Source organism: Microbulbifer maximicatervae (SeqCode) (assembly GCF_052466985.1).
In genome coordinates, this window is sequence record NZ_CP174298.1 from 612745 (window position 1) to 637681 (window position 24937).

At 46.7% G+C, this 24937-nt stretch carries 20 protein-coding genes; 9 read left to right on the plus strand and 11 right to left on the minus strand.

Annotated features, from left to right (window positions below):
• Window positions 1-7: 7 nt before the first annotated feature.
• From ACJJI3_RS02720 to ACJJI3_RS02730, 3 genes are all read left to right on the plus strand, one after another.
• On the plus strand, window positions 8-646 hold the full coding sequence (locus ACJJI3_RS02720) for a LysE family translocator (protein ID WP_444941410.1): 639 nt from the start codon (window positions 8-10) through the stop codon (window positions 644-646).
• 745 nt (window positions 647-1391) lie between these two features.
• Window positions 1392-2093, plus strand: a complete 702-nt coding sequence (locus tag ACJJI3_RS02725; protein ID WP_444941411.1) for a YopT-type cysteine protease domain-containing protein — start codon at window positions 1392-1394, stop codon at window positions 2091-2093.
• Between the two features lie 660 nt (window positions 2094-2753).
• Window positions 2754-4337, plus strand: a complete 1584-nt coding sequence (locus ACJJI3_RS02730) for a bifunctional AfsR/SARP family transcriptional regulator/alpha/beta hydrolase (protein ID WP_444941412.1) — start codon at window positions 2754-2756, stop codon at window positions 4335-4337.
• A gap of 99 nt (window positions 4338-4436) precedes the next feature.
• Here ACJJI3_RS02730 and ACJJI3_RS02735 read toward each other — a convergent pair whose 3' ends face one another.
• A complete protein-coding gene (locus tag ACJJI3_RS02735; protein ID WP_444917555.1) occupies window positions 4437-4772 on the minus strand; it encodes a hypothetical protein in 336 nt (111 codons plus the stop codon).
• Window positions 4773-5818: 1046 nt separating this feature from the next.
• Between ACJJI3_RS02735 and ACJJI3_RS02740 the strand changes: the two genes are divergently transcribed.
• On the plus strand, window positions 5819-6772 hold the full coding sequence (locus ACJJI3_RS02740; RefSeq protein WP_444941413.1) for a helix-turn-helix transcriptional regulator: 954 nt from the start codon (window positions 5819-5821) through the stop codon (window positions 6770-6772).
• Between the two features lie 125 nt (window positions 6773-6897).
• The gene (locus ACJJI3_RS02745; protein WP_413662422.1) at window positions 6898-7347 is read left to right on the plus strand and encodes a GyrI-like domain-containing protein; all 450 of its coding nucleotides are present in this window, start codon (window positions 6898-6900) and stop codon (window positions 7345-7347) included.
• Between the two features lie 32 nt (window positions 7348-7379).
• Here ACJJI3_RS02745 and ACJJI3_RS02750 read toward each other — a convergent pair whose 3' ends face one another.
• On the minus strand, window positions 7380-9347 hold the full coding sequence (locus tag ACJJI3_RS02750; RefSeq protein ID WP_444941414.1) for a DUF3604 domain-containing protein: 1968 nt from the start codon (window positions 9345-9347) through the stop codon (window positions 7380-7382).
• Window positions 9348-9629: 282 nt separating this feature from the next.
• Between ACJJI3_RS02750 and ACJJI3_RS02755 the strand changes: the two genes are divergently transcribed.
• Window positions 9630-11309, plus strand: a complete 1680-nt coding sequence (locus ACJJI3_RS02755) for an NAD-dependent malic enzyme (RefSeq protein WP_444941415.1) — start codon at window positions 9630-9632, stop codon at window positions 11307-11309.
• A gap of 44 nt (window positions 11310-11353) precedes the next feature.
• Here ACJJI3_RS02755 and ACJJI3_RS02760 read toward each other — a convergent pair whose 3' ends face one another.
• From ACJJI3_RS02760 to ACJJI3_RS02785, 6 genes are all read right to left on the minus strand, one after another.
• Window positions 11354-12658, minus strand: coding sequence for a patatin-like phospholipase family protein (locus tag ACJJI3_RS02760; protein ID WP_444893513.1), 1305 nt, complete (start codon window positions 12656-12658; stop codon window positions 11354-11356).
• Window positions 12659-13178: 520 nt separating this feature from the next.
• A complete protein-coding gene (locus ACJJI3_RS02765) occupies window positions 13179-13799 on the minus strand; it encodes an NHL repeat-containing protein (protein WP_444941416.1) in 621 nt (206 codons plus the stop codon).
• Between the two features lie 673 nt (window positions 13800-14472).
• Entirely contained in the window at window positions 14473-14661 is a 189-nt protein-coding gene (locus ACJJI3_RS02770) for a hypothetical protein (protein ID WP_444941417.1), read from the minus strand.
• Between the two features lie 102 nt (window positions 14662-14763).
• Window positions 14764-16899 (minus strand): acylphosphatase, encoded by a 2136-nt coding sequence (locus ACJJI3_RS02775; RefSeq protein WP_444941418.1) that lies wholly within the window; start codon window positions 16897-16899, stop codon window positions 14764-14766.
• Window positions 16900-17425: 526 nt separating this feature from the next.
• Window positions 17426-18019 carry a hypothetical protein gene (locus tag ACJJI3_RS02780; protein ID WP_444941419.1) on the minus strand — a complete coding sequence of 198 codons (594 nt, stop codon included), beginning with the start codon at window positions 18017-18019 and terminating at the stop codon, window positions 17426-17428.
• A 97-nt stretch (window positions 18020-18116) separates the two neighbouring features.
• Window positions 18117-18362: a hypothetical protein gene (locus tag ACJJI3_RS02785; protein ID WP_444917548.1), complete on the minus strand. Its 246-nt coding sequence runs from the start codon at window positions 18360-18362 to the stop codon at window positions 18117-18119.
• 392 nt (window positions 18363-18754) lie between these two features.
• Here ACJJI3_RS02785 and ACJJI3_RS02790 point away from each other — a divergent pair, with 392 nt between their 5' ends.
• Window positions 18755-19324, plus strand: a complete 570-nt coding sequence (locus tag ACJJI3_RS02790; RefSeq protein WP_444941420.1) for a hypothetical protein — start codon at window positions 18755-18757, stop codon at window positions 19322-19324.
• A gap of 46 nt (window positions 19325-19370) precedes the next feature.
• Here the strand turns inward: ACJJI3_RS02790 and ACJJI3_RS02795 are convergent, their stop codons facing one another.
• From ACJJI3_RS02795 to ACJJI3_RS02805, 3 genes are all read right to left on the minus strand, one after another.
• Window positions 19371-20117 (minus strand): siderophore-interacting protein, encoded by a 747-nt coding sequence (locus ACJJI3_RS02795; RefSeq protein ID WP_444941421.1) that lies wholly within the window; start codon window positions 20115-20117, stop codon window positions 19371-19373.
• A 5-nt stretch (window positions 20118-20122) separates the two neighbouring features.
• Window positions 20123-20572, minus strand: a complete 450-nt coding sequence (locus ACJJI3_RS02800) for a MarR family winged helix-turn-helix transcriptional regulator (RefSeq protein WP_444941422.1) — start codon at window positions 20570-20572, stop codon at window positions 20123-20125.
• A 168-nt stretch (window positions 20573-20740) separates the two neighbouring features.
• The gene (locus tag ACJJI3_RS02805; protein ID WP_444941423.1) at window positions 20741-22465 is read right to left on the minus strand and encodes a hypothetical protein; all 1725 of its coding nucleotides are present in this window, start codon (window positions 22463-22465) and stop codon (window positions 20741-20743) included.
• Between the two features lie 438 nt (window positions 22466-22903).
• On the opposite strand from ACJJI3_RS02805, the gene ACJJI3_RS02810 reads away from it, so the two are divergent.
• Both ACJJI3_RS02810 and ACJJI3_RS02815 read left to right on the plus strand, forming a co-directional pair.
• The gene (locus ACJJI3_RS02810; protein ID WP_444941424.1) at window positions 22904-23296 is read left to right on the plus strand and encodes a hypothetical protein; all 393 of its coding nucleotides are present in this window, start codon (window positions 22904-22906) and stop codon (window positions 23294-23296) included.
• Between the two features lie 185 nt (window positions 23297-23481).
• Complete coding sequence (locus ACJJI3_RS02815) at window positions 23482-24255, plus strand: type 1 glutamine amidotransferase domain-containing protein (protein WP_444941425.1); 774 nt, start codon at window positions 23482-23484, stop codon at window positions 24253-24255.
• The last annotated feature ends 682 nt before the right edge of the window (window positions 24256-24937 follow it).

Consider the following 24937-nt stretch of genomic DNA (forward strand, 5'->3'; position numbering starts at 1 on the left):
TATTGTTATGAGCGAAATCCTCGCATTTGCTGCAATCTCTCTTTTGTTGGTTATTTCACCAGGGCCGAACAGCGTCCTGATTCTTAAAACAGTAGCTAGTAGGGGGCTGAGGCCGGGAGTAGAGAATATTTTTGGGCTGGTTTCAGCAACATTTGCCCATGGTGCCATTTCAATTTTGGGTTTGTCGGCGATTATATTGCAGTCGTCTGAGGTTTATACAATTATCAAATATCTTGGGGCTGCCTACCTGGTTTATTTGGGTGTGAAAACGATATTAGCCACGCTGTCAAAATCTTCGGTGAAGGATACCGGGGATGAATTGTTACCAATTACAGCAGCTCCTGGGAACTCATACCGAAATTTTGGCGAGGGCTTTCTAACCCAGATTCTTAACCCCAAGGTATCGATGTTTTATCTCGCGGCCTTTCCGCAGTTTATCTCAGTTGGCAGCTCTAGTTACTATGGGGCTTTCCTGCTGGTCTCACTTCACGCATCAATAATATTCCTGTGGTTTCTGGCACTTGCGACTATGTTGTCGAAGTGGAAAGTGGCTTCTATTGGTGGGAATATGCAAAGATGGGTTCAGCGTTTTAGTGGTGGCCTATTGATTGGTTTTGGCAGTTTAGTGGTTCGCCAGGATACTTAAGATAACTGATGTTGTTTACAAGGCTTATTCCTTCCGCCCTAGGTTAAAACTTCCCCTGGCGGGTATGGAGCACAACAATAGCAATATCCCTCCGAGACAAAAAAGAGCCACGATGTAGTGGCTCTTTAGCCTTTTTGATCCAGGTTCATTGATTCTTTCTTCTGATCGTTTGTTTATGTCTCTTTTGAGTACGTTATGCGGTGTAGCGAAAGGTACTGATTGCTGCCTGTTTACCGAGGGTAATTAAGTCAATGTGTTGATTTAAAATTAACTGGGTGTTTAGTTAAATTGCTGTACTGATAAGTATATTTAAAACCAGTCTCTATTTAGTAAACCGAAATACCTTGTTGCCTGTGGTGAATTTTAAATAACAGTAATTATTTTGTGGTTGTTTTGCCTGATGGCGACATTGATCGCTTGTCGTGGACTTGTAGTCTGTAAAAATATAGCATGTTGAAAACGTTATATTTTCGACCATTCAAGCTAATATAGTCATTGCTAAGCTGCGTTTTAATTTTAAGGTTCCCTTAAAGGTGGGTGATACCTCAGTGTTTTGTTTGTCACTTTCTTGTGATGAGTTGATCGGTTGAGGTGCAGTCTTTGAATTTTTGTCGTGGTTTTTAAAGGAAATGTTCGGGTGATATTTTTTCTAATAATAATTAATCACTAAATTTGCACATTGTTTGCATAAAGCCCGGATAATATAAATAAAGCCGAATATTCGGTTGTGATGTGAGGATAAAAAATGCCAAGTTTACTGAATAGTGATGCAAGTGCGTCCAATTACGGCGGGCAGTTAACCTGGAAGTTCAGTCAGGGAAGCTATTCAAAAATCACCAAAAAGCATCCACATACCAAGGGTGGGATTTGTGAGGCTCTATCAGTTAGTTGGATCAGTAAAGCCCTTCAGTCGGGGCTTCAGGATGCGTTAACTACCGGTGGCAGTATTGATGATACGAAGGTAGCTGTGGTTGCTCAGCGATTTGCCTCTATGTATCGGTTTAAGTTTGCAAATGGAAATGAAGGTAGGCCTAGCACATCGTTTGAGATGATTAAGGAAACCAAGCAATATTTGGAATCTCAAGGTTTTCGCAATATTGGTCAGGCGGGCAGTGGTATTGCGTTGAAAAAGCAAAACCCTTCTTTAGAAGATCAGTTTGCTGCGTCTTTTGATGCTCTTGAATCCAAAGATTGCTTCAAACAGCAGTCCAACACTATCCATTGTATGTTGAGAACAGCAGGTAACGGATGGGGACATGCGATGGCATTTCGTATTGAGCCATCTTCTGATAAAGCAAGCTACTTTTTCGACCCCAATAAAGGTGAGTTTAAGTTTCTAAAATATACACAATTTAGAAAGTGGTATGAGCATTATCACAGTGACTCTAAATTGTATAGAACTTCAAGGGCTTTGGGGTTTGATATCTTTGTGCATAGCGACAGATAAGTTGAGGCTTATGGATTAGCGCTTGCGCATTTGAGGAGCGCTTTAGGTGGTAGGGTAGGGTGTCCACTGGTTGTAAACCTAGAGGAGCTGCTCTCCCTTCTACTTTAGGTTCATACAGTTTTTATTGTTGATCTTCCGTTTTTCGAGCGTGTCTTAGCATAAACTTTGAAGGGCCTTTGTGAGCCAAAACTCTGGCTACTCGCCTAATTTATAAGTCTCGCGCTGACATAGTTTTTAAGTTTGTAAAAATAGGTTTTCAGCTCACTTTCAATATGTTCACTTGGCCTCTCAATACTTTTTTCTACTTTTTATAATTGCCGATGATATGTTCGCCTGGCTCAGGGGTATTCAGCCCTTTTCTTGGGTCTATTCTTGGCGTTCTCAGTATCTCTTGAAGAGGCTATCGGATTAGACCAATCTTTCAATTTCAGTCTAGGCCCTCTAAGAAACCTAGTGGATTACGCTTTTGGGGGTAGGGATAAGCCTCACAGCGGGGTTTATACTGCCATTGCCAAGCGGCTTGGAATAAGCGGTTTTGGCAGAGGGTTTCACATCTTTCGCGAGCGGTGTTTGCAGCTAACAATTATCCTTGAGAAAATCACCGGCGCCTTTCTCTGAGAACTGCTAGTACCTTACATTTCAGGGGTTAATAACTTATCAATGGGAATCTCAATCCAAATGCTGGGCGACCTGCTTGTCTCCCGTGATGGCAGCCCAGTTAGTCTACCACCTTCAAGAAAAACTCGATCACTTTTGGCTTTCTTACTATTGGCTGCGAGACCTCACAGGAGAGATCGCTTATGTGAGATATTCTGGGAGCTGCCCGATGATCCGCGTGCCTCCCTGCGCTGGTCTTTGAGTAAAATTCGATCCATTGTCAACGACCCAGAAATAGAGCGCCTCATTGCTGATAGAGAGCGTGTCAGCTTGGATACGGAAGGCATTTGTATTGATGTTGCCGAAATAGCACTTAAGCTTGATTCCCCTGGCGTTCTGGCAGCAGAGCTGGAAGATATCTATCGACAGCTGCAGGAGCCTTTCCTGGATGGGATCGATCTTCCCGATCAAGAACTATTTCAACGGTGGTTGCTGTCTGAACGTCAAGAGATTGTTCAATTGCAAGGGAGGGTACTGTCCCGCTTGTCCTCTCACCCGGGTGTTCCTATACCGGACCAGTTAACTTGGGCCCGCAGCTGGGTGGCATTAGAGCCCTATAACCCAAACGCTGCAACGCAGTTACTGCATTTGTTGAACTCATTGGGATTGAGTAGCGAAGTGGAGTTTGAACGGACAAGGCTTGCTGATAGATTCCGCAAAGCAGGCATTACATGGTCGCCCTGCAGGCTTGGTGAGTCGGTAGTTCAGGAGTCCGGTGATGATTTAGCTACGGGGCGTAAACTGCTAACTCAACAGAAGGTTGAGTTTTGTACGGCCAGCGATGGTGTGCGTATTGCCTATGCCAAGATGGGAGAGGGGCTTCCAATAGTTAAAGCCGCAAACTGGTTGAGTCATTTAGAACATGACTGGGACTCTCCGATATGGAGTCCATTGTTTCGGGAGCTTTCTGTCGACCACCAGTTTATTCGTTACGATGAGCGTGGGAATGGTCTGTCGGATTGGGAAGTTGAAAATATCTCTTTTGAGTCGTTTGTTACAGACCTTGAGACTGTCGTTGATGCCTGTGAAGTTGATAACTTTACTTTGCTAGGTATATCGCAAGGAGCGGCAGTATCTATTGAATATGCAGTAAGACATCCTGAGCGAGTTAGGCAGCTGATTTTGTTTGGCGGTTATCACGCAGGTTGGCGAATAGGTGCCAGTGAGGCCACGGTAAAAGAGCGCGAAGCAGTAATGACCCTGACAGCGACGGGCTGGGGGCAGGATAATCCTGCTTATCGGCAGATTTTTTCCACGACATTTATGCCAAGCGCGAATGCCAGCGAATTAGAGTGGTTTAATGAGTTTCAGCGGCTGACTACTTCGCCGGAAAATGCTGTCCGCTTCCTATCGGTTTTTGGAAGTATTGATGTGCGGGACAAGCTTAAAGAGATTAAAGTGCCCACTTTAGTGATCCATTCACTAGGGGACCAGCGTATTCCTGTTCAAACGGGCTGTGAAATTGCTTCTGCTATACCTGGCGCTCGATTTGTTGGTCTCAATAGCGATGGTCACTTACTCCTGGGGCGTGAGCCTGCTTCCAATGTATTTGTGGAGGAGGTTCGTCAATTTATATCAAAGCATTAATCGCCGATAGTGAGGCCTATAAAAATAATAAGAGGGAGGGCGGTTCTGCAGTGCAGCCACCCTACTCAAAAACCAACAACTAAAGCTCTCGAGGGTTGGCTAGAGGTAAACAGCCAGTTCTTTAGCTGAAAGATAGCGAATAGATGCTTCTGGAAATTTTCGAATGATATCGAGGGCGGCGGAGCGGGCATCGGCCTCATCGGCATATATATTGGGGAGTTTAACATTGGAGGTTGTTCTACCCGATATATAGCGCATTACCACGATATATCGCCCTTTCCATTTGCCCCAAAAAACGTCATTAGGAGCGTTGTTGACTGAGGGCTTTTCAGGAGCTGCTTCTTTCTCTTCCTGGGGCTTAAGCTCCAACTCAGCTTCTTGCTCCCACATAAGTTGGGCAAGCCGATTTAATTCTTTAGAGTAACTAGTTGACATAAATCTCAAAGGCTTAAGAGTTTATTGGTTTAGGGTGTTTTGCTGATTACTAATACTGGCAAATTAAAGAGTTAACAGAAAAGATCTTAATAAATACTAATCTATAATTGAAATATAGAAGTTAAATATTGGTATGATCTTATCCGCTTGCATAGTTTATATATAAAACTTCTCTCAATTTATCAATAAATATTCCACTTGGTTCCATGGCACCTATTTGGTGCAAAGTCCGTCATGACGAGCCGAGGGATATTGTTAAAAGCTATCTTCTCACATTTTAGAAAAAAATCATACCTGGTACAAATCAAATGTTTATTAAGTTTAAAGATAGTTAAGTTAACAGCTGCATTACCCGGCAGTATCTTTGTGATTACCTAGCGGTTTTTGGGTGATTACACCAGAGTGAGGGGCTTAATCAGGCAAATTGTTTGGGTTTTCCATAATTTACAAAGCCAGTAGATAGTTATGGGGCCTGTTTTAGATATCTTTTGCCAAATACCTGAGGTCTCTCATTGCCGAGCTACTAGTGAATACTTAGAGTTTTTAAGTCAGTAATTTTCATATGATGACACTGTTTCTAATAGAATAGGCGATGCTTAAACCTCACAATCCCTCACTCTCAGAGACTCTTCTTGTTTCGTTTAAGGTAGTGTAAATAAATGTAAAGGGTGCATTGGGGTGTCTACTTGCTTTGTCGAGCATGAAGAATAATTGAATTTTTCGGAAGGGCCCGCTAAGTAGTGCAGGATTGTATGCTCCTGTTTATAGGTTAATTTACGAGACTTCCCCCTTATCTTGGCTAATAAAGTTGCCCTTCCCAAAGAGGTTGGCACTTTAGTCCTGCAAATAGTTTCACTGTATCCGCATTTCAAATGATTCTTCAAACGCTCAATTCAACGATTGTGAGTTTTAATGACTGAACTCGAAAGCGGCTTTGTCTCCCGCTTGGTGGCCACGCACCCCGTGCACGGATCTCTTGATGAGTGCTCCCTGGGCACAGTGGAAACAAAAGTGTCGTGATTGGAGCTTGGCTTCAGCTGAGTCAGGTGAAGCGTAAAGATACAGAAGAAGTAAATTTAGTGGTGAATTCCATGATTGCCCCTCGCCAAAAGGATTTGGACACTCACATAAGGCAAAATGTCTTATTTGAAAGTCAGTATTTAGGTGACTTGTTTCGGTTTCAAAAGATACTTGTTTCACCAAATGGAAATGTTTCAATTGGGTTTTCTTCAGATTTTAATCTGACAATGGTGATTTCAGGTGTTGCTGATATCAATAGTGATGCTTGCGAATTCCCTATGGCTCCGGGGGAGATCTGGCTATCGAGTGAAATGAGCCATGCTACAGTTGATAATTTGTCTGAGGGAGAAGACCTAATAATCATCTGTGCGAGTATCAGCCCGGTCATGCTGACACGATTTTATGAGCGACACACTCGCGTACTGATTAAAGCAAAGAATGCTCTTGCATCCAGCGTGACAACGCTCCCCAAAAGCGGGCCTTTTGTTTTTCCAAAGTGTGATCTCACGCGCTTTACTTTGGATTCACTGAGTGCATTTAGCAAGTTAAATGATGAGAGTTTGAATTATTTAAAGCTGGAAGAATTACTTCTCTTAAAGCTGAAGGGTGCTTGCGGTTGTCGCTTAGCTGACGAGCTGCTTCGGCAGGTTAATCCGGTGAACGAGCGTTTCCGTCGATTTATGGAGGAAAATGCTACTCAGCACTGGTCTGTAGCAAATTATGCTAAACAGATTGGGATGAGTCTCACATCATTCAAGAATAAGTTTGGCCAAGTCTTTAAAGCTGAGTCACCAAAGGCTTGGATTAACGAACGTAGGTTACAACATGCTGATATTCAGTTGAAGACTACCAATAAGCGCTTAGTCGATATAGCTCTGGAGAGCGGATTCTCAAGTCAATCTTATTTTACCCAGCTTTATAAATCGATGTATGGGTACCCCCCTTCAGAGGTAAGGCAGAAATCCGTAAAGTCAGCTTGAAAAGGTACTTGTGATTTCTGAAAAGGTACTTGTGATTTCTTGTGACCGTGTGCGCCTGGCCAGTTCCCGGAGAGCTGTTATAGTATTCGGCACTCTACGAATAACTAAATAATTGGTCCATAGAAATGGAAGTTAGAGAATTAGAAGGCCTGGAATTGGTGGGTTTTTATACCCGCACTAAGAACGCCAATGAGTCTGACCCAAAAACAGCAAAGATAACGCCAATGTGGGAGCGCTTCGGCGCAGAGGCTGCCCCCAAATTAAGGGGCAACCCGAAGGTATTTGGTGTTTACTCCAACTACGAATCTGACCATACCGGCTTTTTTGATGTGTATGCATGTTCAGATATGTTGTCGAAGGATATGTCTGAGGATTTCAAGTCGATTCAAATACTGCCCGGCAAATACCTGATGTTTTCCGCTAAAGGGGAAATGCCTCAGGTCGCCATTGATTTGTGGGGCGAGGTTTGGAGTTACTTCGCTGCGGAGGATTGCCCCCATCAGCGAGCTTTCACCACAGATTTTGAACAGTATGTGGATGGAAACGAGGTTCAGATAGCCATATCCATCAAGTAATTGAATCGCGTATATATACGGGCTATTTGACTCTAGGGTGAATACCAAATTGGCGAGCTGAATGCTCGCCCCTGCTGGGTAAGGGGTACTTTTTCATCCATTTCAATACCGAAGCGTACCTTGTCAAATAGAGTCCATCGGGGAGTGGGTATCTCCAGGGCGCGTAGGTAGTAGACGGCTCTTTCCTTGGGGTTAAAGTCGGGATCTTTGAATACCGCGATTAGCTGAGGGGAGCCGATGGAGTTGGTGTATTCCGCCGTCTTCATATCCACAGTAGTCCCAACCGGGGGTAGTTTTCCCTCGGTATCCAGTTTACGGCTTCCAGACCACTTCACATTAAAGATCTTCTCCCGGGTGAGTCCGCTGCTATCCAACCAGCCCTTGATGATTTGAATACGGTCCAGGTTGGCGCCCTCAGGGTCTTTCAGTGCTGCGATAAGGAATGTCGGTGCCTGTCCCTCACTGGCTTGAGGTAGCTTCCCGCCCATTGGCACGCCTTTTTTATAGCCATTGGCGACCAGATCACCGTGAATATCCTCATCGTTATAGTCATAGCCTCCAAAGAAGCGAACTGAGATCCGGGGGCCTGTGGTGGCGAAAGTCTCCTTGCGGTACATCGCATCCCATATTGCCTCCCGGGTATTCTCGTTGGCCCAGACTCCCGTAACGCCTGAGGCAGCTTGTTCCCAGCCGAAGTACTCTCCACCAACCCCCTTGAGCAGGGGAAATGCCCAGCGCTCCTTGTTGCTGGGTTCCAGGGTCTTGAACTTGCCAAAGAAGTTGTCCTGGTCCGGTGTCGAAAGCCCGGTATGGGTGTCGGTGGCTGCGTTTGCGCCTAGCACGAAAGGGTTGGTGCCCAGCTTCTCCTCCAGGCGTAGGCCAGACTTCAGTGCCTCCCTCCAGTACTCGTATTGCAGGGCACCGGGGGGCTTGGGCTTTAAGATCAGGTTGCCTCTATCCCACAGATCCCAGTTGGCAAATTCATCTTCCGGGGAGAGGGCAGGGTGGGACTCACTTTGTCCCTTTACCTGTACCAGCTCATAAAGGGGTTCATAACGGGCGCGCATTTGTGCCCACTCCGGAGTGAGTTCGGAGCCATCAAACTGCCGCTCGATAAACATACGGCCATTAGACATATTGCCGTTGTGGGGAATGGCGAGTACCCGGCCGCCGGTTTTGTCTTCGTAGGCTTTCATCCACTCCCAGAGTTTTACCGGGTTCTCGGTATCAAAGGTGGTTAGGGGGAGCAGGGTCTTAGTGCGGTCTGCGCCATCACGAAAAATAATATTGCGGTGCAGGTTGTCGCCACCATCGGCGTTAACTGTCCACTCAAAGGCGATAAAGGTAGAAAACTCTCCGGGTTTGTAATATTTCTCTGCGGCTTCAACAGTTTTTTCCCAGGCGGATTTCATCCATTTGGGGTCCATTACCTGCTCGGGCAGTTTGCCTTCTGATTGAAGCACGATGACTTCACTTTTTGCTTCATTGGTCGCTTCTTCGCTGCCTGAAATTAATGCCTCGTGCCATTTCTTCAAGGTGGCATTGGACATCATTTCCGGATTGCCATCGACGATCTCGCTGATAACTCCCATACCGTCTGAATGATCGGTGATCATGAACCAGTCGTAAGGGCGGCTGAGCTTGGCTTTCAGTCCGCTGTTGGAGGTAACAGTTTCTCCCAGGGCAAATCGATAGGCGTCATCAGGAGTAAGAATTGCGCCATCCAACCCCGCATCTACCGACCAGCCAGTATGGACATGTGTATCGCCAAAATAGACATTGCGAGCGATGCGTTTATTGCTGTCCCGTTGGGCTTCCAGCTCCGCCTCTATCTCCGGTGCCATCGCCGTGAGCGGCCGTTGTTTTTCTGGAGTGGCGCCCTCTGTCTGTCGGGCGTTTGAATTTGTATTTTTATCTCCGTCGGACTTTTTACTGCAACTATAAAGGCTGAGTACAAGAATAAAGAGGAACAGGGTTAATCCAGCTTTGCTCTTGTGCATCGATGGCGGCTCCATTTCCTGAATGTGTCGGATCGCTTTTTAACGTAAAAGAATTCGTTGCGAAGAGAAGATAAATTACAGCTAGCATAGTTGAGCGACTCTGTTTATTCGCGAATTGGGCCACACTGGGGGCCTTGTTATCTATCGGCACAATAGATAGTCTTCGGCTCCAGTTGAGTTAGCACATTTATGCAACTTCAAGAACATGGTTGGCTAATTCAGTCATATTGAAATATGGCTACGCAATAATCATCGCTTCGGGCGATAGGCAAAAGCAGGCATATGAGTAACAACGAAAAGCGTCCACTTTACATCCCCCATGCAGGCCCCTCCCTACTGGAAATACCACTGCTCAATAAAGGCAGCGCATTTAGCTTGGAAGAACGTCTCGAGTTTAATTTGGTCGGTCTTCTGCCGAATACCGTTGAGACGATTGAAGAGCAGGCCAAGCGCGCTTACCTCCAATTCCAGCAGTGTAAGACTGGCTTGGAAAAACATATCTACCTGAGGGGAATCCAGGACGACAACGAGACGTTGTTCTTCTATCTGATCGAACATCATACGGAAGAGATGCTGCCGATTATCTACACCCCAACTGTAGGTGCAGCTTGTGAAGAGTTTTCCAGTATTTATCGCAACCACCGGGGATTATTTGTCTCCTATCCGGACCGGGAATATATCGACGATATTCTGCGCAGCGCCACTAAAGAGAACGTCAAAGTCATTGTGGTGACCGATGGCGAACGGATACTCGGGTTGGGTGACCAGGGTATCGGCGGCATGGGTATCCCTATTGGCAAGCTCTCTCTGTATACCGCCTGTGGCGGTATCAGCCCGGCTTATACCTTGCCTGTCACCTTGGATGTTGGCACCAATAACCGCACTTTGCTGAATGATCCCATGTATATGGGGTGGCGCCATGAGCGGATTTCTCAGGAAGAGTACGATGAATTCCTGGAGCAATTTATTGAAGCGGTAAAGCGTCGCTGGCCCAAGGTATTGGTTCAGTTTGAGGATTTTGCCCAAACCAATGCCACGCCGTTGTTAGAGCGCTATCGTGACCGCCTGTGCTGTTTTAATGATGATATCCAGGGCACGGCTTCTGTAGCACTGGGTACTATCCTGGCTGCCTGTAAGACCTGGCAAGAAACCCTCGCCGCGCAGAAGGTGACGATAGTGGGTGCCGGTTCAGCAGGGTGTGGTATTGCCGAGCAAATCGTCAGTGCAAAAGTGCAGGCCGGTCTATCCGATGCCGAGGCTCGTGAACAGATCTTTATGTTCGATCGCTACGGGCTTGTGACTTCCGATATGAAAGGCCTACACGACTTCCAAGCGGCTCTGGCCCAGGACCCGAACAAGTACGATGGAGTGTCCAGCTGGAATCTTGAGACTCTGATCGGCAATGTTGAGCCTAGCATCCTGATTGGTGTTTCGGGGCAGGGTGGCTTGTTTACCCAGCCAGTAATCGAAGCTTTGCACAAGGGGCACCGCCGTCCTTTGGTGATGCCACTGTCAAACCCCACTTCCCGTGCTGAAGCGACTCCAACTGAGATATTCAGCTGGACCAAGGGCGAGGCTTTGGTGGCTACCGGCAGCCCCTTTGCAGCGGTAGAAATCGATGGCCATCACTATGCGGTAGCGCAGTGTAACAATGTCTATATATTCCCAGGCATTGGCCTCGGCGTGATTGCTTCCGGTGCTTCGAAAGTGACTGACAGTATGTTGATGGCAGCATCCAACGCCCTGGCAGAGCAGGCGCCGGTGGTGAAAGATGGCGAGGGTGCCTTATTGCCACATCTGAATGATATTCGCGATGTGAGCATGCATATTGCCAGGGCAGTGGCTGCCCAGGCGCAATTGGATGGCGTTGCGCCCAAGGTGAGCCGTGAGCATTTAGAGCGTTTGCTAGAGCGCAACTTCTGGCGTGCAGATTACCGCTCTTACCGTCGTCGCTCTTTCTAAATAAGAGCGCTGGGCCCGTTGCGACTATCGCTTCGGGCCTGCATTTAAGCCAGCTTTTCCCCGGTATAGAAGGAGTCCGGCTGGCGCAATACCAAGTAATCCTCCCAGTGGAATCCCTGATTCAAAAACTCAATTGCTGCATTGACGCCAGATAAGAACAGGTGTTCGCAGTGGTGGTCCGGCATGGAAAAATCCAGCCAGTGCGGGTTTTCTCCGGTATCGGTGGGGTTAATGGGGATTTCTTTTACCAGCGCATGGTATTCCGCGTTCAAGCTCGCGCGCACATGGTTGTCGAGCATATTGCGACAAGTGCTGATCAGCCCCATCGCAAACCTTCCTACCTTATCTGATTTTGGCTGGTACAGGTCCACTTCCAACTTGATCCCAAAGGTTGGCAATTTGGGGGTGCCTATGGGTTTATGGAAGATATCGAAAGGGAAGTTGGAGACAAGGCCGCCGTCAACAAATTCAATATCTTTGGGAAAGCCAGCGCGGAAAAAACGTTTGGGATCACCGATGCCTTTAATGCTGCGCCAATTCTCGGCGACAGTATTGCATTCACTTAATTGGGGGATGCCCTTTACGGTGTAGGGCTTAAAGAAACCGGGTACCGACATGGAGGCACGCACGAACTCTGCCGGATTTACTGCGCTCGGATTATCGAAGTAGAGCGGCGCCTTGGCTGGAAATACCGCGCGGGTCTCTGTAGTGATATCCGCTGCCACCAGGGCAACCTCGCCGCTACCTATCAAGTGATCTGGTGTGCCGCGGTACAGAAGTTGTGGGAACTGGTTAATTCTCTGGTTGAGCTGTGCGGTGTTGGTAATGCCCAGCTGTTTCAACTCCGTTTGTAACCACTGGGTAAAGGTATCTCCCGGATTTAGCCCCTTATGTCTGAGCAGGTGCCGCAAGGTGCGGATAGAATCGAAGGGGTGCAGTGCTAAACTGCTCATCAAGCCTTTGCCCTTGAGCAGGCGCTGTACCGTTTTGCGGGCATAGCGCTCGCCATCTTCAAAACTGGCAAAGTCCGCATTGGCCAGGATACCCAAGAGCTTTTCGCTCTTGCCAGTGCTCGGTGTACCGGCCGCCGCCAAGAAGAGTGCGTTAATGGCGCCCGCTGAGGTTCCTGCAATTTTGCGAAACCGAATTCCCGCCTTTTCCAAAATGTAGGTATATCCCACCAGGGCGATCCCCAGCATACCGCCACCTTCCATCACGATATCGACATACTGAAGGCCCTGGTTGTCCTGTACATCACTGAATACTTTGCCCTCAATGGTGGACTTGGATGCCTGCCAGTGTGCATCCGCTTTTGCGATGGCGTTTTCAACCCATGGCGATTTTTGCATGTCGGCTTTCCGTAGTGTGACAGCGATCTACTTTAGATAACTTATGTGCAGGTTGGTGAAAAAGCCAGGGTATCACCCAGGATCAAATTCGTCATAGTATCTAGTCGTCTTTATTTGCTTTCCCCCTTGAATACTACTTGACTCATTAAACGACGAGATATCTCGCTGTGGCTGTGTTTGGAGATATAGCAGGATTCGTACTTACTGGCATGGTCGATGCAATGGCGTGGTGCTTACCTGATGGAGACTGAAGGTGAGTCGTTCAGGAGGACGATGTCATTTGCGAGAACAGCTTCCCTTCATTGCGAAGTGGGAGGTCCACTTGTCCAGCTCTTGAAACCCACCAAGAGCTTCATTTATTGGTTGGAAAATGGTTTGGTTAGGGGAGTATCTAGTTGTTGGATTATTTACTTGATAAGTACCACGCCCCACCCAAAAAGGCTCAGAGGAGCACTTTGGGTGGGGCAGCCAAATAGCTTGAAAATAATGAATATTTTCCAGCAGATAAAGTTATTGCTTATTAAATTGAGACACCCATATTGCCTTCAGTACCGACACTGTACCCAAATATTTCATGGAAATAGAGACTTTTACATTCAAAATTGGATGCAATATGGAAAGTGTCATTCGGAAATTTGGGGTCGTAGAGTCCCAGGTTCCCCTTGGTTCCCACGCAGTAGATATCACCCCTTGGGTCACCAGGTCTAAAGGCAATCCAATCCAGTTTCCAGCCGCCAAGATCCCCTTGATCATCCCACTTGTTGTCAATTGGGTTCCACTTGCCTACATTGCCCTCAGTGCCAACACACCACATTTCCCCAGTGTTATCGAAGGCAATCATTTTTAGGTCCCAGGGCTTTTCAATGTCTGGTTCCTCCCAGGCTCCAGTGGTGGTATTCCACTTGGCAAGATTACCTTTAGTCCCAACACCCCACATTGCATTTGACTTGTCAAATGCAATCATTTTGGAATCCCAGGATTGGTTGTACTCTTTTTTGTCAACGAGACCAAAAGTTCTTGAATTCCACTTTCCGATATTATTTGAAGTTCCAACGCACCACAGGTTATCTTCTCTATCAAAGGTGACCATATTTAAATGCCACGTTGAGAGAAATCCTCTATCTTTAAAGTTCATTTCCATGATAAACCTCCTTAGGGTTTTTGGATTAGGGCTTTCTGATACCTAGGGGTGTCAAAATTTTAAGGCTTAAAGTGAATTCATTTGAAAGCTAGTAAATAATCCAGTTGGAGTTTTGGTTACATTTTGTTGACAGTTTTCAGACAAAAAGTATGCGCAGCCTTTTGAAAGAAAAGATGTTTTAGATGCGCTTAGCACTTTCCAGCAAAGACCTATATTGTGCTGGCCTATTTATTTTCCATTCGCCGGCTGTGGTCTATCCAATGGCGGCTATTACTGCAAAAAGTGAGATTGTAGCTTTGTGGCTAATTATATTTCTATTCACTAAATGGCTGGGTTAATCAATAGAACTGGCCACTCGGTTTGATAAAAACCTCCTAATCAGTTGTTTCAAGCGATCTTAAAGCAAAGGGCTGTGGTTTAAAATCCTCCTCGACTAAAAGGGCGGGGATTGCTACAGGTGGTTGGTGCCTTTTGGTAGTGGTTAGTAAATATAAGGCCGATTAGAACTACCAAATAGCGTGGGTTAGTTGGATTGATTTTTATAGTTTTTCGCCTTGGCGCGTTTATCAAATAATCCTGGCTTGTGGGATAGAATTTCTGTCAGCTTCTCTCAGTGATTTAGCAGCTTCGAAACACTTAGGTAAACAGCTTCGCTTGAGCGGCGGGTATTTATTTATTGCATTTTCTGAGAGGTTTTATCAGGCAGGAAGCGGGCTGTTACTAAAAGCGGAGAGTGAAAGAAATACACGGCGTTCAAGCTTTCTACTGCTGCTACAGGAACAAGGGGGGCGTTGAGGGTTGTGATGATTTCCTGAGAAGCTAAGTGATGGCGGTCTCCCCGGTTGATTTGAGTCTCGGGCAAGAAGCTCCCAATACGGCGAGGCTACGCGACATAGCGTCGGTCTGAGGCGGATACATACGCCAGCTTCATTGTATTGAGTAGTGGTTGACGGTCATTGGAGCTTCACTCTTTCAACGAAGTTCCAGGATGTGCGACAGAACTTGAGCGATCAACCCGAAAGCCTTGATATTCGGTAATGGGGAGAGGTTCCAGATCGATATCGAAGCTTGGCTTTTCATGTGGGCCATATGCACATTGGTCAAGTAACGCGGCAAGGGCGGTATGAGAGCCCTGCGCCCATATCTCTACGCTTTTGTCAGGTCTATTCAATACCTTTCCGACGATGCCTTTACTAAATGCTGAACGTTGAACCCACTTTCGATATCCAATACCTTGAACTTTTCCTTTGACCCTGATTCTCCAGTGCTGCAACTGAACTATGGTTTGTTCCAACTTGGGAAAGAGTTGCAGTAGCAATGCCGAGGCGACATCGCGCCCAACACCATAAGTGGGAAAGTAATGCCAATCTAGCGAGGGGCTACATGTGATTTGGCTTACCATCCAGTACTGAGATGGTAATGGCCGACTAATGTCTTCTGCGACTATGTCGACTCCCGCAATTAGTGGATTAAATAGCGCCTCTACAGATTGGGTCGCAATTGATGCGAAATCTGCATGCAATATTTCACTGACGTCGCGAAAAAATTCTCCGAAGCGCTGTTGGTGTGTCTCAATGTTATTACTTTCATAATTGCGGATTGGCTCTATCCCTCTTTCCAATGCGGCAACAACCTGTCCGCCAATGGTAAGGGCACGAAATTTTCGGAGCCGAGAAGGCACTTTACCAGGATCATGAGTGGATGAAGTCAAGCTCGTATTGATCCCTGCTTCGTTTAGCCTCTTGTTTCGTAATACACGGTTTAGGCAGGCACGACGCGCAACTTGAGGCACAACATCGGGGGTCGATTGATGAAACAAGACATGTTTGTCGCCGTATACGATACCAGAGATACTGGTGCTGATGTTGTAGGGCTTCAAATCGTATTTATATGCAGCCAAGCTGATCAGCGCGTTTTGTCGGTTTCGGAATCTTGGTGTGTAGAATGGATAGTTCCATGGTGCCGCTAGTCGTATAGGGTGGAGCTCGGGACAATACTGGCCTTTCTCAGCGTGCTGAATGGTGCGGGCTGGCCCGGAGGCACTGAATAGATATTCCAGAAGTAGCCTTGGGAGGTCGATCGGTTTACCAAAATCAGGAAAAACTGGTGTTGAGGTTGCAGAGTTTGTATTGACTTCGATCACATAGGGAGAGCTGGCTGTCTCGGAGGAGTTGTCAGGGACAATAATATCCACTCCAACATAGTAAATCCCAGGAAATGCATTGGCTGCACGCTCTGCAACCTGAATGACCTCATTGTCGAGTCTGTCCAGTAACTGAATACTTTCTCCTCCCGCAGAAATATTTGCTACGCCCGCCAACCAGATGCGTTCTCCTTCAGCAGGCACATATTCACGGGAAATACCATTCACATCCAGCAGTTCTGTTCTGAGTATGTACTCCGAGTCCACACGATACTTTGGATTGCGTTTGCTTTTGTTGTTTTTTTTCTCCGAGATTAGTTCGTTGATATTATGCGTTCCATCTCCAATGACGTTGGGAGCAATTCTCAGGCAAGCAGACACCGCGCATCCCCCGATAACATTCACTCTTAAGTCGCAGCCACTGATATGACGCTCGATGATTATTTTATTTGATTTGGCGCTGGCGGTTTTCCAAGCATCTTGCAATGCATCGACCGATGTGATCCCCGTGGTAATACCTCGGCCATGACTACCCGTAACTGGCTTTATGACCACAGGGTAGTGAAGTGTTGAGAAATAGTCTGTTGCAGCTTTGATATCGTCGAAGACCCGACCTGTTGCCACGGGGACACCATTTCTAGCAAGCAAGTCTTTCGTCAGATGCTTCTGTTGAGCGCAAGCACGGTAGGCCTCAGATACCAGTGCAGAGTTTCCACAAAAGAGTACATATTTTCCTTGATATGTAATCTTGTATAAATCTTTGGAGTAGTAGTCGACCTGCATTCCCATATCTTTGGCTGTTTCAGTAATCAACAGCTGATTAATTTCTCCTTTCATTCCGAAATACTTCGAATCGAGATAACTGTTTTCACACTCAAAGAGGTCGCTTTTTAGCAGGTTATCTAAGGAGAAAGAGGGGTATTGCTTGGCATTGACGTTTTCAAAAATTTGGGTCATGGCTGGACACTATTCACTGCATTGATGGGGTGTTGAACTGAGAAGCGCGATCAAAAAGACAAATATCCTGCCGGGTTAGATCGCTCGTCATAGTATCTGAGGCCACTTCGCAAGAATTGGATGATGGCAAGCTTGCTAACATTTTGGCGTCGATAAGATTGAGCAGCGAAATACAGGATGATTCTTGTGGAGCCTTAGCCAGATTCTCTCAATTGGATATCGGCAGGCGCAGTATGATTGTAGTCAATGGGATGCTGTTGAAAGATCGCTTCTACAATGAGGGGAAAATTGTGGCACTTGGCTCGGAGCTTTTATCCTGCTTGATATGAAAACAAGGTTCAAAAAAATGAAGATGACTACCTTTGCGATACAAAAGCTCAATCTGGTTAGAGTTAGTTGGTTATATACTCGTGTAAGATAGTTCTTTTCTATGGCGGTGAGTAAGAGGGTATTCTTGGTTTATAGGTGCGATTTATTGATCGGCGCCTCTTTTACTGATCGAAGGCTGGAACTTGTCCTTTGTTTACTATGGGGGCGCTGGGAACCTGCCAGATTCAGCTTGCGCTAATTGTCTACGATGTTGATTCAGCTGTCGGATGGTATCAAGGGTTGGGGCGGGCTCGCTAGGGGCCAATTGCTCGTCAATCTTGTAGAAGTGGGGTTCGCAGTTGCCATTGGTGTTATTGGTTATATGAATAATGTCGGTGGCTACAAATAAATAGCTGTAAGTACTGAAGTGCCCATACCTGCCGGGGCCGTGTAGTTCGCCTTTTGCGATAAGAAAATGACTGCTCCAGTCTGCAACCTCAATATCTGGTTGCGAACTGAACCAAATAGATTTGGGTTCGATTACTCTATCAGTTTGAGCTTGTAGAAGCTGGATGTTACAGGGCTCAAAGGTGTTCATTTCTGGCGCTATGACTAAGTTGCCTCTGAAGTACCCAATTAGTTTTCTATCTGTTTGATCAGTACATGTTTCGACGAGGGAAAGGGTGGTAGGAAAGTCCTGGTCTGGGGTGCGCTGGTATTCTAAGCCGCAGTCTCTACTTTTCTCAATAGTCTGTTGCGGTAAGTTATAGCCATCGAGTCGCTCTCCCGCACAGCTGGATAGCAGTGGCATCGCTACTAGAAGTACGCGCCTAAAAATTTCATGTTGAAATACTACCCTAAAGATCATTAGGGTGTATTTAATTGTGGGCACAATTATTTTGTACTGTTTATTCTCCCTTTTTGGCTATTGGCATCCAGCCTAAATAGGTGCGGGCATTTTCATAATGATCCATACCCACTTCCCAGGTGGTATTGGTGTTTCCATTAATAGATCTCGTTGATTTCCATATTACCCGTACATAGCCGCGGCTGGTGGCATCCCCTTTATGGGGCAGGCGTTCGCGGCAACTGATCCACTGTGGGAGTTCTGGAGTGGCCACTTTGTCTGTTATTGAGGGGGAGTGATTGATCAAATGATTACTCCTTTTGAAAACAGGGTTTTTATTGGAATTTTCTAAACCAGCTTTCTAGCTCGGCAGCTTCTGCTCACTGACTAATCGCTTCGGATGAGTATAGTTGCTGTTCGTGATTTCTGCCGCCTGATAAGCTCGGTTACTACGGAAAGTAAAGGTTAGTTTGTAAAGCGCTAGAGGGCGCCATACTAAAGTTGTTAACACCCTTGGATCTGGCACTTGAATAGTGCGGGCGGAACTTACTACTAGGTGGAAGGAAAGAATACACCGCACTCGAGACACGCTGTGAATACATCCCTGTAAGCTCCTAATCGGCATCCATGCCTCATAGGGTCCCAAGCGCGGTGTATTCTTTCCTTCTCCCTTTTTAGTAAGTGGCAGGTAAACCCTTTATGGAACGGACTGGGATGATGTTAAAAGTGGCTGCTCTAGTCGTGAGTATTTTTGCGCTGCTATGGATATTGATCGTTGCGGTTAACTCTGAAGTAAGTAGCGCTGGAGGAGGCAAGCTATCCAGTAATCCCTTTGAATATTGCGCGGCGGTGGTAAATGATGACAACCCAGTTCAGCGCTTTGCCGGACAGGCTATGCTAGAGGAAATCGTTGATGGTATCAGAAGAGCGGCCAATCTCGGTGCAGAAGCGCCTGAAGATTGGATCGCGAGGGGGACCTATTGGCGATGTATGGATGGAAGTGTCTATGCCTGCTTTGTTGGGGTTAATCTCCCCTGTGATGAGAGGGCTGACACCAGTCGGGAGCCGAGTAGTGCCATGCTTTCCTATTGCAAAGATAATCAAAGTTCCGGGATTATCCCTGCGGTAGTGGCTGGCCGTGCCTCTATGTTCGAATGGCGCTGCAAGTTGGGTGCCCCGGAAATTATCAGGCAGATTTCTAAACTCGATGCCCGGGGCTTTTTGTCTAATTACTGGTATCGGTTAGATAGGCCCGTTTCTGTTGAGTAGGGAAAGCCTAAAATCAGAACGCTTTCTCTTCCCGCCTATCTATAAGTTATCCCTGTCCTTCCATCTTTTCATTGTCCATGCGCTTGGCGAGTTTGTGGCCTTCGTCCGACTGTCCGATTTTCCAGTAACTGGAGATATAAATATGGGTTTTGGGGATTACTCTTTCCTGCTTAAAGAATTGCCGTAGGGTGCGCATGCTGTCGAATTCACAGGCGGCCCATACGGAGGCCTGTCCATCGAGCCAGGTTAGTGCCTGTAATTTTTCCAGGAGTTTCTCGCCGGATGGAGCCGGATTGATAATCCATTGGATTTGCAGGCTCTCTGGGTGTTCCAGCTCCTGAATATCAGCTTCACTGGAGACCTCAATTAATGCGTATCCCTTTGCATCCTTGGGTAGCTCCGCAAGGTTTACACTGATAGCTGGCAGTGCAGTCATGTCCCCCAATAGTAAAAACCAGTCTGCCTCGGGATTGGTCATTTTTTTGGGGCCGGGGCCTCGGGTTAAAATCGTATCGCCAGGCTGTGTTTTAAGTGCCCAGCTTAGAGCGGGCCCTTCGTGTTCATGCAGGGCGAAGTCGATATCAATTTCAGTTTCACGCTGGTGTCTGATGGTATAGCTTCGCAATAGCGGACGCTCGCTTCCAGCTTGTGGAAACAGAAATTTGATATAGGCGCTTTCCTGGTTGGGGGCGAGAGTTTTTAGATCATCGCCACCGAGGGTGATGCGCAGCATATTTTCAGTAATTTGTGTCCTGCGAATAACGACCAATTCTCTGGTAGCTTTCTCGGCCATAGGGTTTAGCTCCTTTCGTCAGGGGTGGAGTGTTCTTTCATATTGGCGACCATAACGCTGGCAATGCGGGCGAAGTTTTCTAGCTCTTCAGTACTCAAGTTGCGAGTCATTTGTCTGGCCACTTCAGCTTCTTGTCCGCTCACTTTTTCCAGCGTGCTTATTCCGTCTGTAGTTAGTGTCAAAAACTGGCTGCGCCGGTCATTGGGGTTGTCGGTCTTTTCGATTAACCCTGAGTGCACCAGGTCGTTTAGCACACGTGTTACTTGGGCTTTGTCCAAATTCATCCGCTGGGCAATTGACCGGGCAGTACTCAGTGGAAATTTGAAGATACCTTTGAGTACCCGTATATGGCTCACCGGCAAGCCAATTTGCTGCTCCTGTATGCCAGCTCGCAAACGCCGTTTGTAGGCGTGAATAAGCTGGTGCAGGGATTCATTGATTGCGGTATCTTTCATGGCGCCATGCTAACTGGTTGATAGTGTCAACTTTATTCATATTGGTTGACACTGTCAACTAAGCTCAGATGGAAGGAGGTTGGGTTGATAGCCTGTGGAGGGTAATTTGGATGGGGGTGCAGGGAGGCTGGGAAGGGGGTATCCCCTTCCCGTGAGCTTAATTAGGTGCTACCAAGTTAAGCTGATATCGGTTCCATCAAACTTTACATCTGAATCGTACACATACTTCAAGGTGCCTTTCCAGAAGGAGCCGTGCCATTCCCAGTCGGCATCGTAACTGACTTCATTGAGCACCTTCTGTCTAAAAGCATCAAAGCTCCCGTAGCGCTCTTCACTTCCCATAATGACGACCCAGGTCTGCTCGTTCCAATCACAGGTCACAGTGTTGGAGTCACCATTGCCGCAGGGGTAGCGGACGGCAACGTATCCATCATCTTCCCTACCAAACTTCCAGTTACCGCTGCGAGACTCCTCCTCGAACTCTTCGGGCCACTGTAATGCGACATCGGAGCCACCGGAGTGAAACAGTTCTATCTCCGGGTAGGGGTTGTACTGGATCACGGCGACATTGTTTACCTGCTTTATTTTCGGCAGGTGGTCATTTTGCATGGTGCTATTGCCGTCGCCGACTTTTGCCCAGATAGACTGGGAGCCGGTGGTGGCTATCCAGGGGGTTTGTTGGTAGCCCTGGCGGCCTCCCCAATAATTCTGGATGGAGTGCATCATGACTCCGCCATCTTTGTACATGGAGAAGTTGGCCGAAGAGAGTACAGAACTGCGGCTGAATACAGCCCCCGCCTTGGCGGCCGCAGGGGCGGCTGCTTCGGATAGTCCCAGGAACTGGTCAAATGCTTTGAGCCCCTCATAACCTTCGAGTTGGTATTTGCTGGCGAACCAGGCGGTATCCGCTGCGACATCGGGGTGGAAGTAGGCTCCCTGGCTCCAATAGAAGGGGACGCGCTCTTCCCGGGGGAAGTCTGCATAGATCTCGTTTCTGGCATCCCCCAGTGAATGGCCGACTGAATAATTTATGTTGAGATCTTTACCGAAATATTCGAAAACCTCATTGGTGATTTCCAAACCTGATGTGGCGAGCATTACGCCGGCAGGACTGGGGGTGCGTACTGACTCTTTGCCCAAACCTGTGAGGAGGTAGATAATCCGGTTGATATTCCCTCCGGACCCATTGCGGCGGTAGCCGTCATTACTGCGCCCGGCTGCGGCGAAGTTGATCCCCTGGTCGTTGGTCACCAATAAAATATCTTGCAGCAAGCGATGAGCAGCGCCGATTGCAAGTTCACGGATTTCCTCATCCTCTGCAAAGTCTACGAGGTTTAGCAGTGCCGAGAGGGTATAAGGGTAGTAAACAGGGGAGTAGAACTCATAGAAACCATATTGGTTCTTCACTTCCAGATAACGCTTCAGGCGCTTATAAGTTCTGTCGTCCTCAAATGCCCCATATTTTTCCTGGAGGAGATATTGGGCAGAGGTGTACATGATCATATGGTTTTCTGAAGCAAAGACATGGTCACCCGTCCCGCCTTCTTTAAACCAGAAGTGATAGCCGTCGAGTGCGGCAAAGAGTTCGTCTTTGATTTCAGGGCGGAAGAACAAGATGCGGATTAGGCGGGTGAGAGTGAAGTCAGAATTTTTCTTGCCGCCGTTGCGGAGTACATCCAGGTTCTTATTTAGCGCATCCCAGTTGAGATCATCACCGGTGTATGCCTGAAGTACGACGGCAGTATCGTTGGTAGAGGTGACTCCTTCCTCAATATATTGCAGCTGCCTGTCAATATAGGCGCCCTCATCAAAGGACTGGGCTTGAGACGTCGCTGACTGAATCGCCAATCCTAATAAAATCGGGTACAGCACTCCTGCTGATGGCACTTTCATAAGTACTAGTTCCTATTTGGTTTTAATTGATTTATAAAATAAATACAAGCGTACCACTTATCTATTACATAAATTTGGCGCTTGAGAAGCTAGTTATTTTCTTTCGGGATTAGTTGCAAAAACGATCAGCGGATATTGCTGGTTCTCAAATTGAAAATATTTTTTAAGTAGTCATTCTTGAGAAGTAGGGGGCTAGTGCTTTATCTAATTTTTCTGGTGTTTCTGCTGTGTCTAATTGGTACGCAGACGTACTCAAGATAAATCTGGTTTATGCTCTGTATTATTGGGTAGGTAAAGTAGAAAAGTTACTCAGTCATCTCGGGTGGGGCTGTGATTCGTGCGTTAGGCTATTTTCCGTTGAGTGACGATGGTTCTTCTATATTGTGGTGTGATTCGCGAGTAAATATTGCAGTGTTCCTACAACTCTAGGAGAGGGAGATGAAAAACCTACTGATATTCTTCGCAGCCGGAAGTCTCGGTGCTTTGGCAAACAGTATTGCGGTGTGGCTATTTGGCCAGTTGGGGATTAATGCCGCTTTTGGCGTATCAATTGCTCCTCCTCTATCTCCTGAGTGGCTTTATCCTCGTATTGTTTGGGGTGGCTTGTGGGGACTGCTATTTATTCTTCCGTTCTGGTCATCAAAGTTACTTGTAAAAGGGGCTCTTCTTAGTTTGTTTCCCTCTGCATTTCAATTGTTTGTAGTTTTCCCTGTGATGGCTGGGAAGGGTGTTGCCGGATTTGAGTTGGGGGTCTTAACACCAGTCCTGGTATTGTTTTTCAATTGGATTTGGGGTGTTGTTACTGCCCTAACTATTAAGGCTGCTCGGTAATAGGGTGTTAACTTTGTGGTGGTAGGCTTGGCGCTATAGAAATGTTGGCTGTTGTTACTTTTGGGGTAGTTTGACCTCGCTATATCGCTTTTCTCCTGCAAACTATCGATCTTATGTCAAGGTTGTACGTTACTCATGTAATCTATCTATTTCGTATCAAAGTTATTCGAATGGGGAAGTTGAACGTGGGAAAAACGGCAAAAATTTGTAGCCTTATCTGCTCTATGATAATTCTTGTGATGGGCTTTATTACACCTTCACAAGCAGCTGAGACTAAGCGGATACTAATCGTTGCTTCTAATCTTCAGGATATGGGTGATCCGGAGAAACACGATGCAAGAAATAATTTGTGGGAGTACGCTCCGCCTTACCATATTTTTGTTTCCCATGGGTATGACGTGGACTTTGTTTCGCCAAAAGGTGGGGTGGTCCCGTTTATGATGGATCCACTGGGGATTAGTAGTTACACCATCAAACATGAAGGTTTTTTAGAGCGGGCAAATAGTTCACTAAAGCCTGAGCAAGTAGTTATAGAGAATTATGCAGCTGTTTATATCGGTGGAGGCTATGGAACCTTATTTGATGTGGCATCCAATCGTGAGCTGCTAAATATTGTGGGTGGGATTTACCAGAAAGGGGGAGTTGTGGGCAGCTGTGGCCATGGGGCAGGTGCGTTTGCTGATGTGAAACTGAAAGATGGCCATTATATGGTAAAGGGTAAGAAGGTTGCCGGTTTCCCGAACTCTACAGAAAAAGAGAAGTCATGGGCTAAGCAGGGTACTTTATTACCGTTCTTGGTAGAGGAACGCCTTCGTGAGAATGGAGCCATTATTATTAATAAGGATAATGTTGCTGATAAGCATGATGTAATATCTGATCAGCGTATTGTTTCTACAATGTTTTTACCTTCTTCTGCACTGGTTGCAAAAGAAATGTTGGGTTTAATCGAGAGCAACTAAATTGCTCCAGTACTTTATTGTGTATTTGCTCTATCGTTAGGCAGTCACTCTGCGGGTCAAGCTCTAACGAGTTTGGCCTCGATGCGACCAATCTCTACCTGTTAGTCTCAATATGCTTTAGCGCGGGCAACCAACTCGGGATCACTCGATCGCCCTGTAGCTTAATCTTGTCTCTGCATATTTATCTGCCATTCTTTCTAAAGGGAGCTGAAATCGGCGGCAGTGAATATGCGTCCATTTGTTGTATTAATAATATCGGTAACTTTGGGGAAGCTGGCCTATGTGTTTAGCCCCTCTCTGGGGAACAATGTAATAGTGGCTCTATTGGCCCTATTGGGTGTGGTTCCCTATTTGTTAATGCCGATTAGATCCGAGTTTTTCAGGGCGCAAATTCTTCAATGGGCTAAACAGAATGATATTGGCGTTTTGAGGCTCGAGAGTAGGGGGTTTTCCAAAGGACGATTGTTTTGGCGTGTATCTGATGCACAATGCGTCTTCTGTGTTACTTCAAGAGAAGTCACTTACTGGGTGGCCTGTGGATCATGGCTGCTGGGCTCTTATAGTCGGAAGCTACTCATATATAAAGAGGTTGGGGGTGCCTTGGATTTGATTGCAGCATTTGACGGAGCTAATTGCCAGGTTGAGTGATTCTGATCGGTGGTTACTGAACTAGAAGGTTCGA

Excerpts from the sequence above, each read along its gene's own strand:
- ACJJI3_RS02720 (WP_444941410.1), top strand. The coding sequence starts at position 8 with ATGAGCGAAATCCTCGCATTTGCTGCAATCTCTCTTTTGTTGGTTATT.
- ACJJI3_RS02725 (WP_444941411.1), top strand. The coding sequence starts at position 1,392 with ATGCCAAGTTTACTGAATAGTGATGCAAGTGCGTCCAATTACGGCGGG.
- ACJJI3_RS02730 (WP_444941412.1), top strand. The coding sequence starts at position 2,754 with ATGGGAATCTCAATCCAAATGCTGGGCGACCTGCTTGTCTCCCGTGAT.
- ACJJI3_RS02735 (WP_444917555.1), bottom strand. The coding sequence starts at position 4,772 with ATGTCAACTAGTTACTCTAAAGAATTAAATCGGCTTGCCCAACTTATG.
- ACJJI3_RS02745 (WP_413662422.1), top strand. The coding sequence starts at position 6,898 with ATGGAAGTTAGAGAATTAGAAGGCCTGGAATTGGTGGGTTTTTATACC.
- ACJJI3_RS02750 (WP_444941414.1), bottom strand. The coding sequence starts at position 9,347 with ATGCACAAGAGCAAAGCTGGATTAACCCTGTTCCTCTTTATTCTTGTA.
- ACJJI3_RS02755 (WP_444941415.1), top strand. The coding sequence starts at position 9,630 with ATGAGTAACAACGAAAAGCGTCCACTTTACATCCCCCATGCAGGCCCC.
- ACJJI3_RS02760 (WP_444893513.1), bottom strand. The coding sequence starts at position 12,658 with ATGCAAAAATCGCCATGGGTTGAAAACGCCATCGCAAAAGCGGATGCA.
- ACJJI3_RS02765 (WP_444941416.1), bottom strand. The coding sequence starts at position 13,799 with ATGGAAATGAACTTTAAAGATAGAGGATTTCTCTCAACGTGGCATTTA.
- ACJJI3_RS02775 (WP_444941418.1), bottom strand. The coding sequence starts at position 16,899 with ATGACCCAAATTTTTGAAAACGTCAATGCCAAGCAATACCCCTCTTTC.
- ACJJI3_RS02780 (WP_444941419.1), bottom strand. The coding sequence starts at position 18,019 with ATGCCACTGCTATCCAGCTGTGCGGGAGAGCGACTCGATGGCTATAAC.
- ACJJI3_RS02790 (WP_444941420.1), top strand. The coding sequence starts at position 18,755 with ATGGAACGGACTGGGATGATGTTAAAAGTGGCTGCTCTAGTCGTGAGT.
- ACJJI3_RS02795 (WP_444941421.1), bottom strand. The coding sequence starts at position 20,117 with ATGGCCGAGAAAGCTACCAGAGAATTGGTCGTTATTCGCAGGACACAA.
- ACJJI3_RS02800 (WP_444941422.1), bottom strand. The coding sequence starts at position 20,572 with ATGAAAGATACCGCAATCAATGAATCCCTGCACCAGCTTATTCACGCC.
- ACJJI3_RS02805 (WP_444941423.1), bottom strand. The coding sequence starts at position 22,465 with ATGAAAGTGCCATCAGCAGGAGTGCTGTACCCGATTTTATTAGGATTG.
- ACJJI3_RS02810 (WP_444941424.1), top strand. The coding sequence starts at position 22,904 with ATGAAAAACCTACTGATATTCTTCGCAGCCGGAAGTCTCGGTGCTTTG.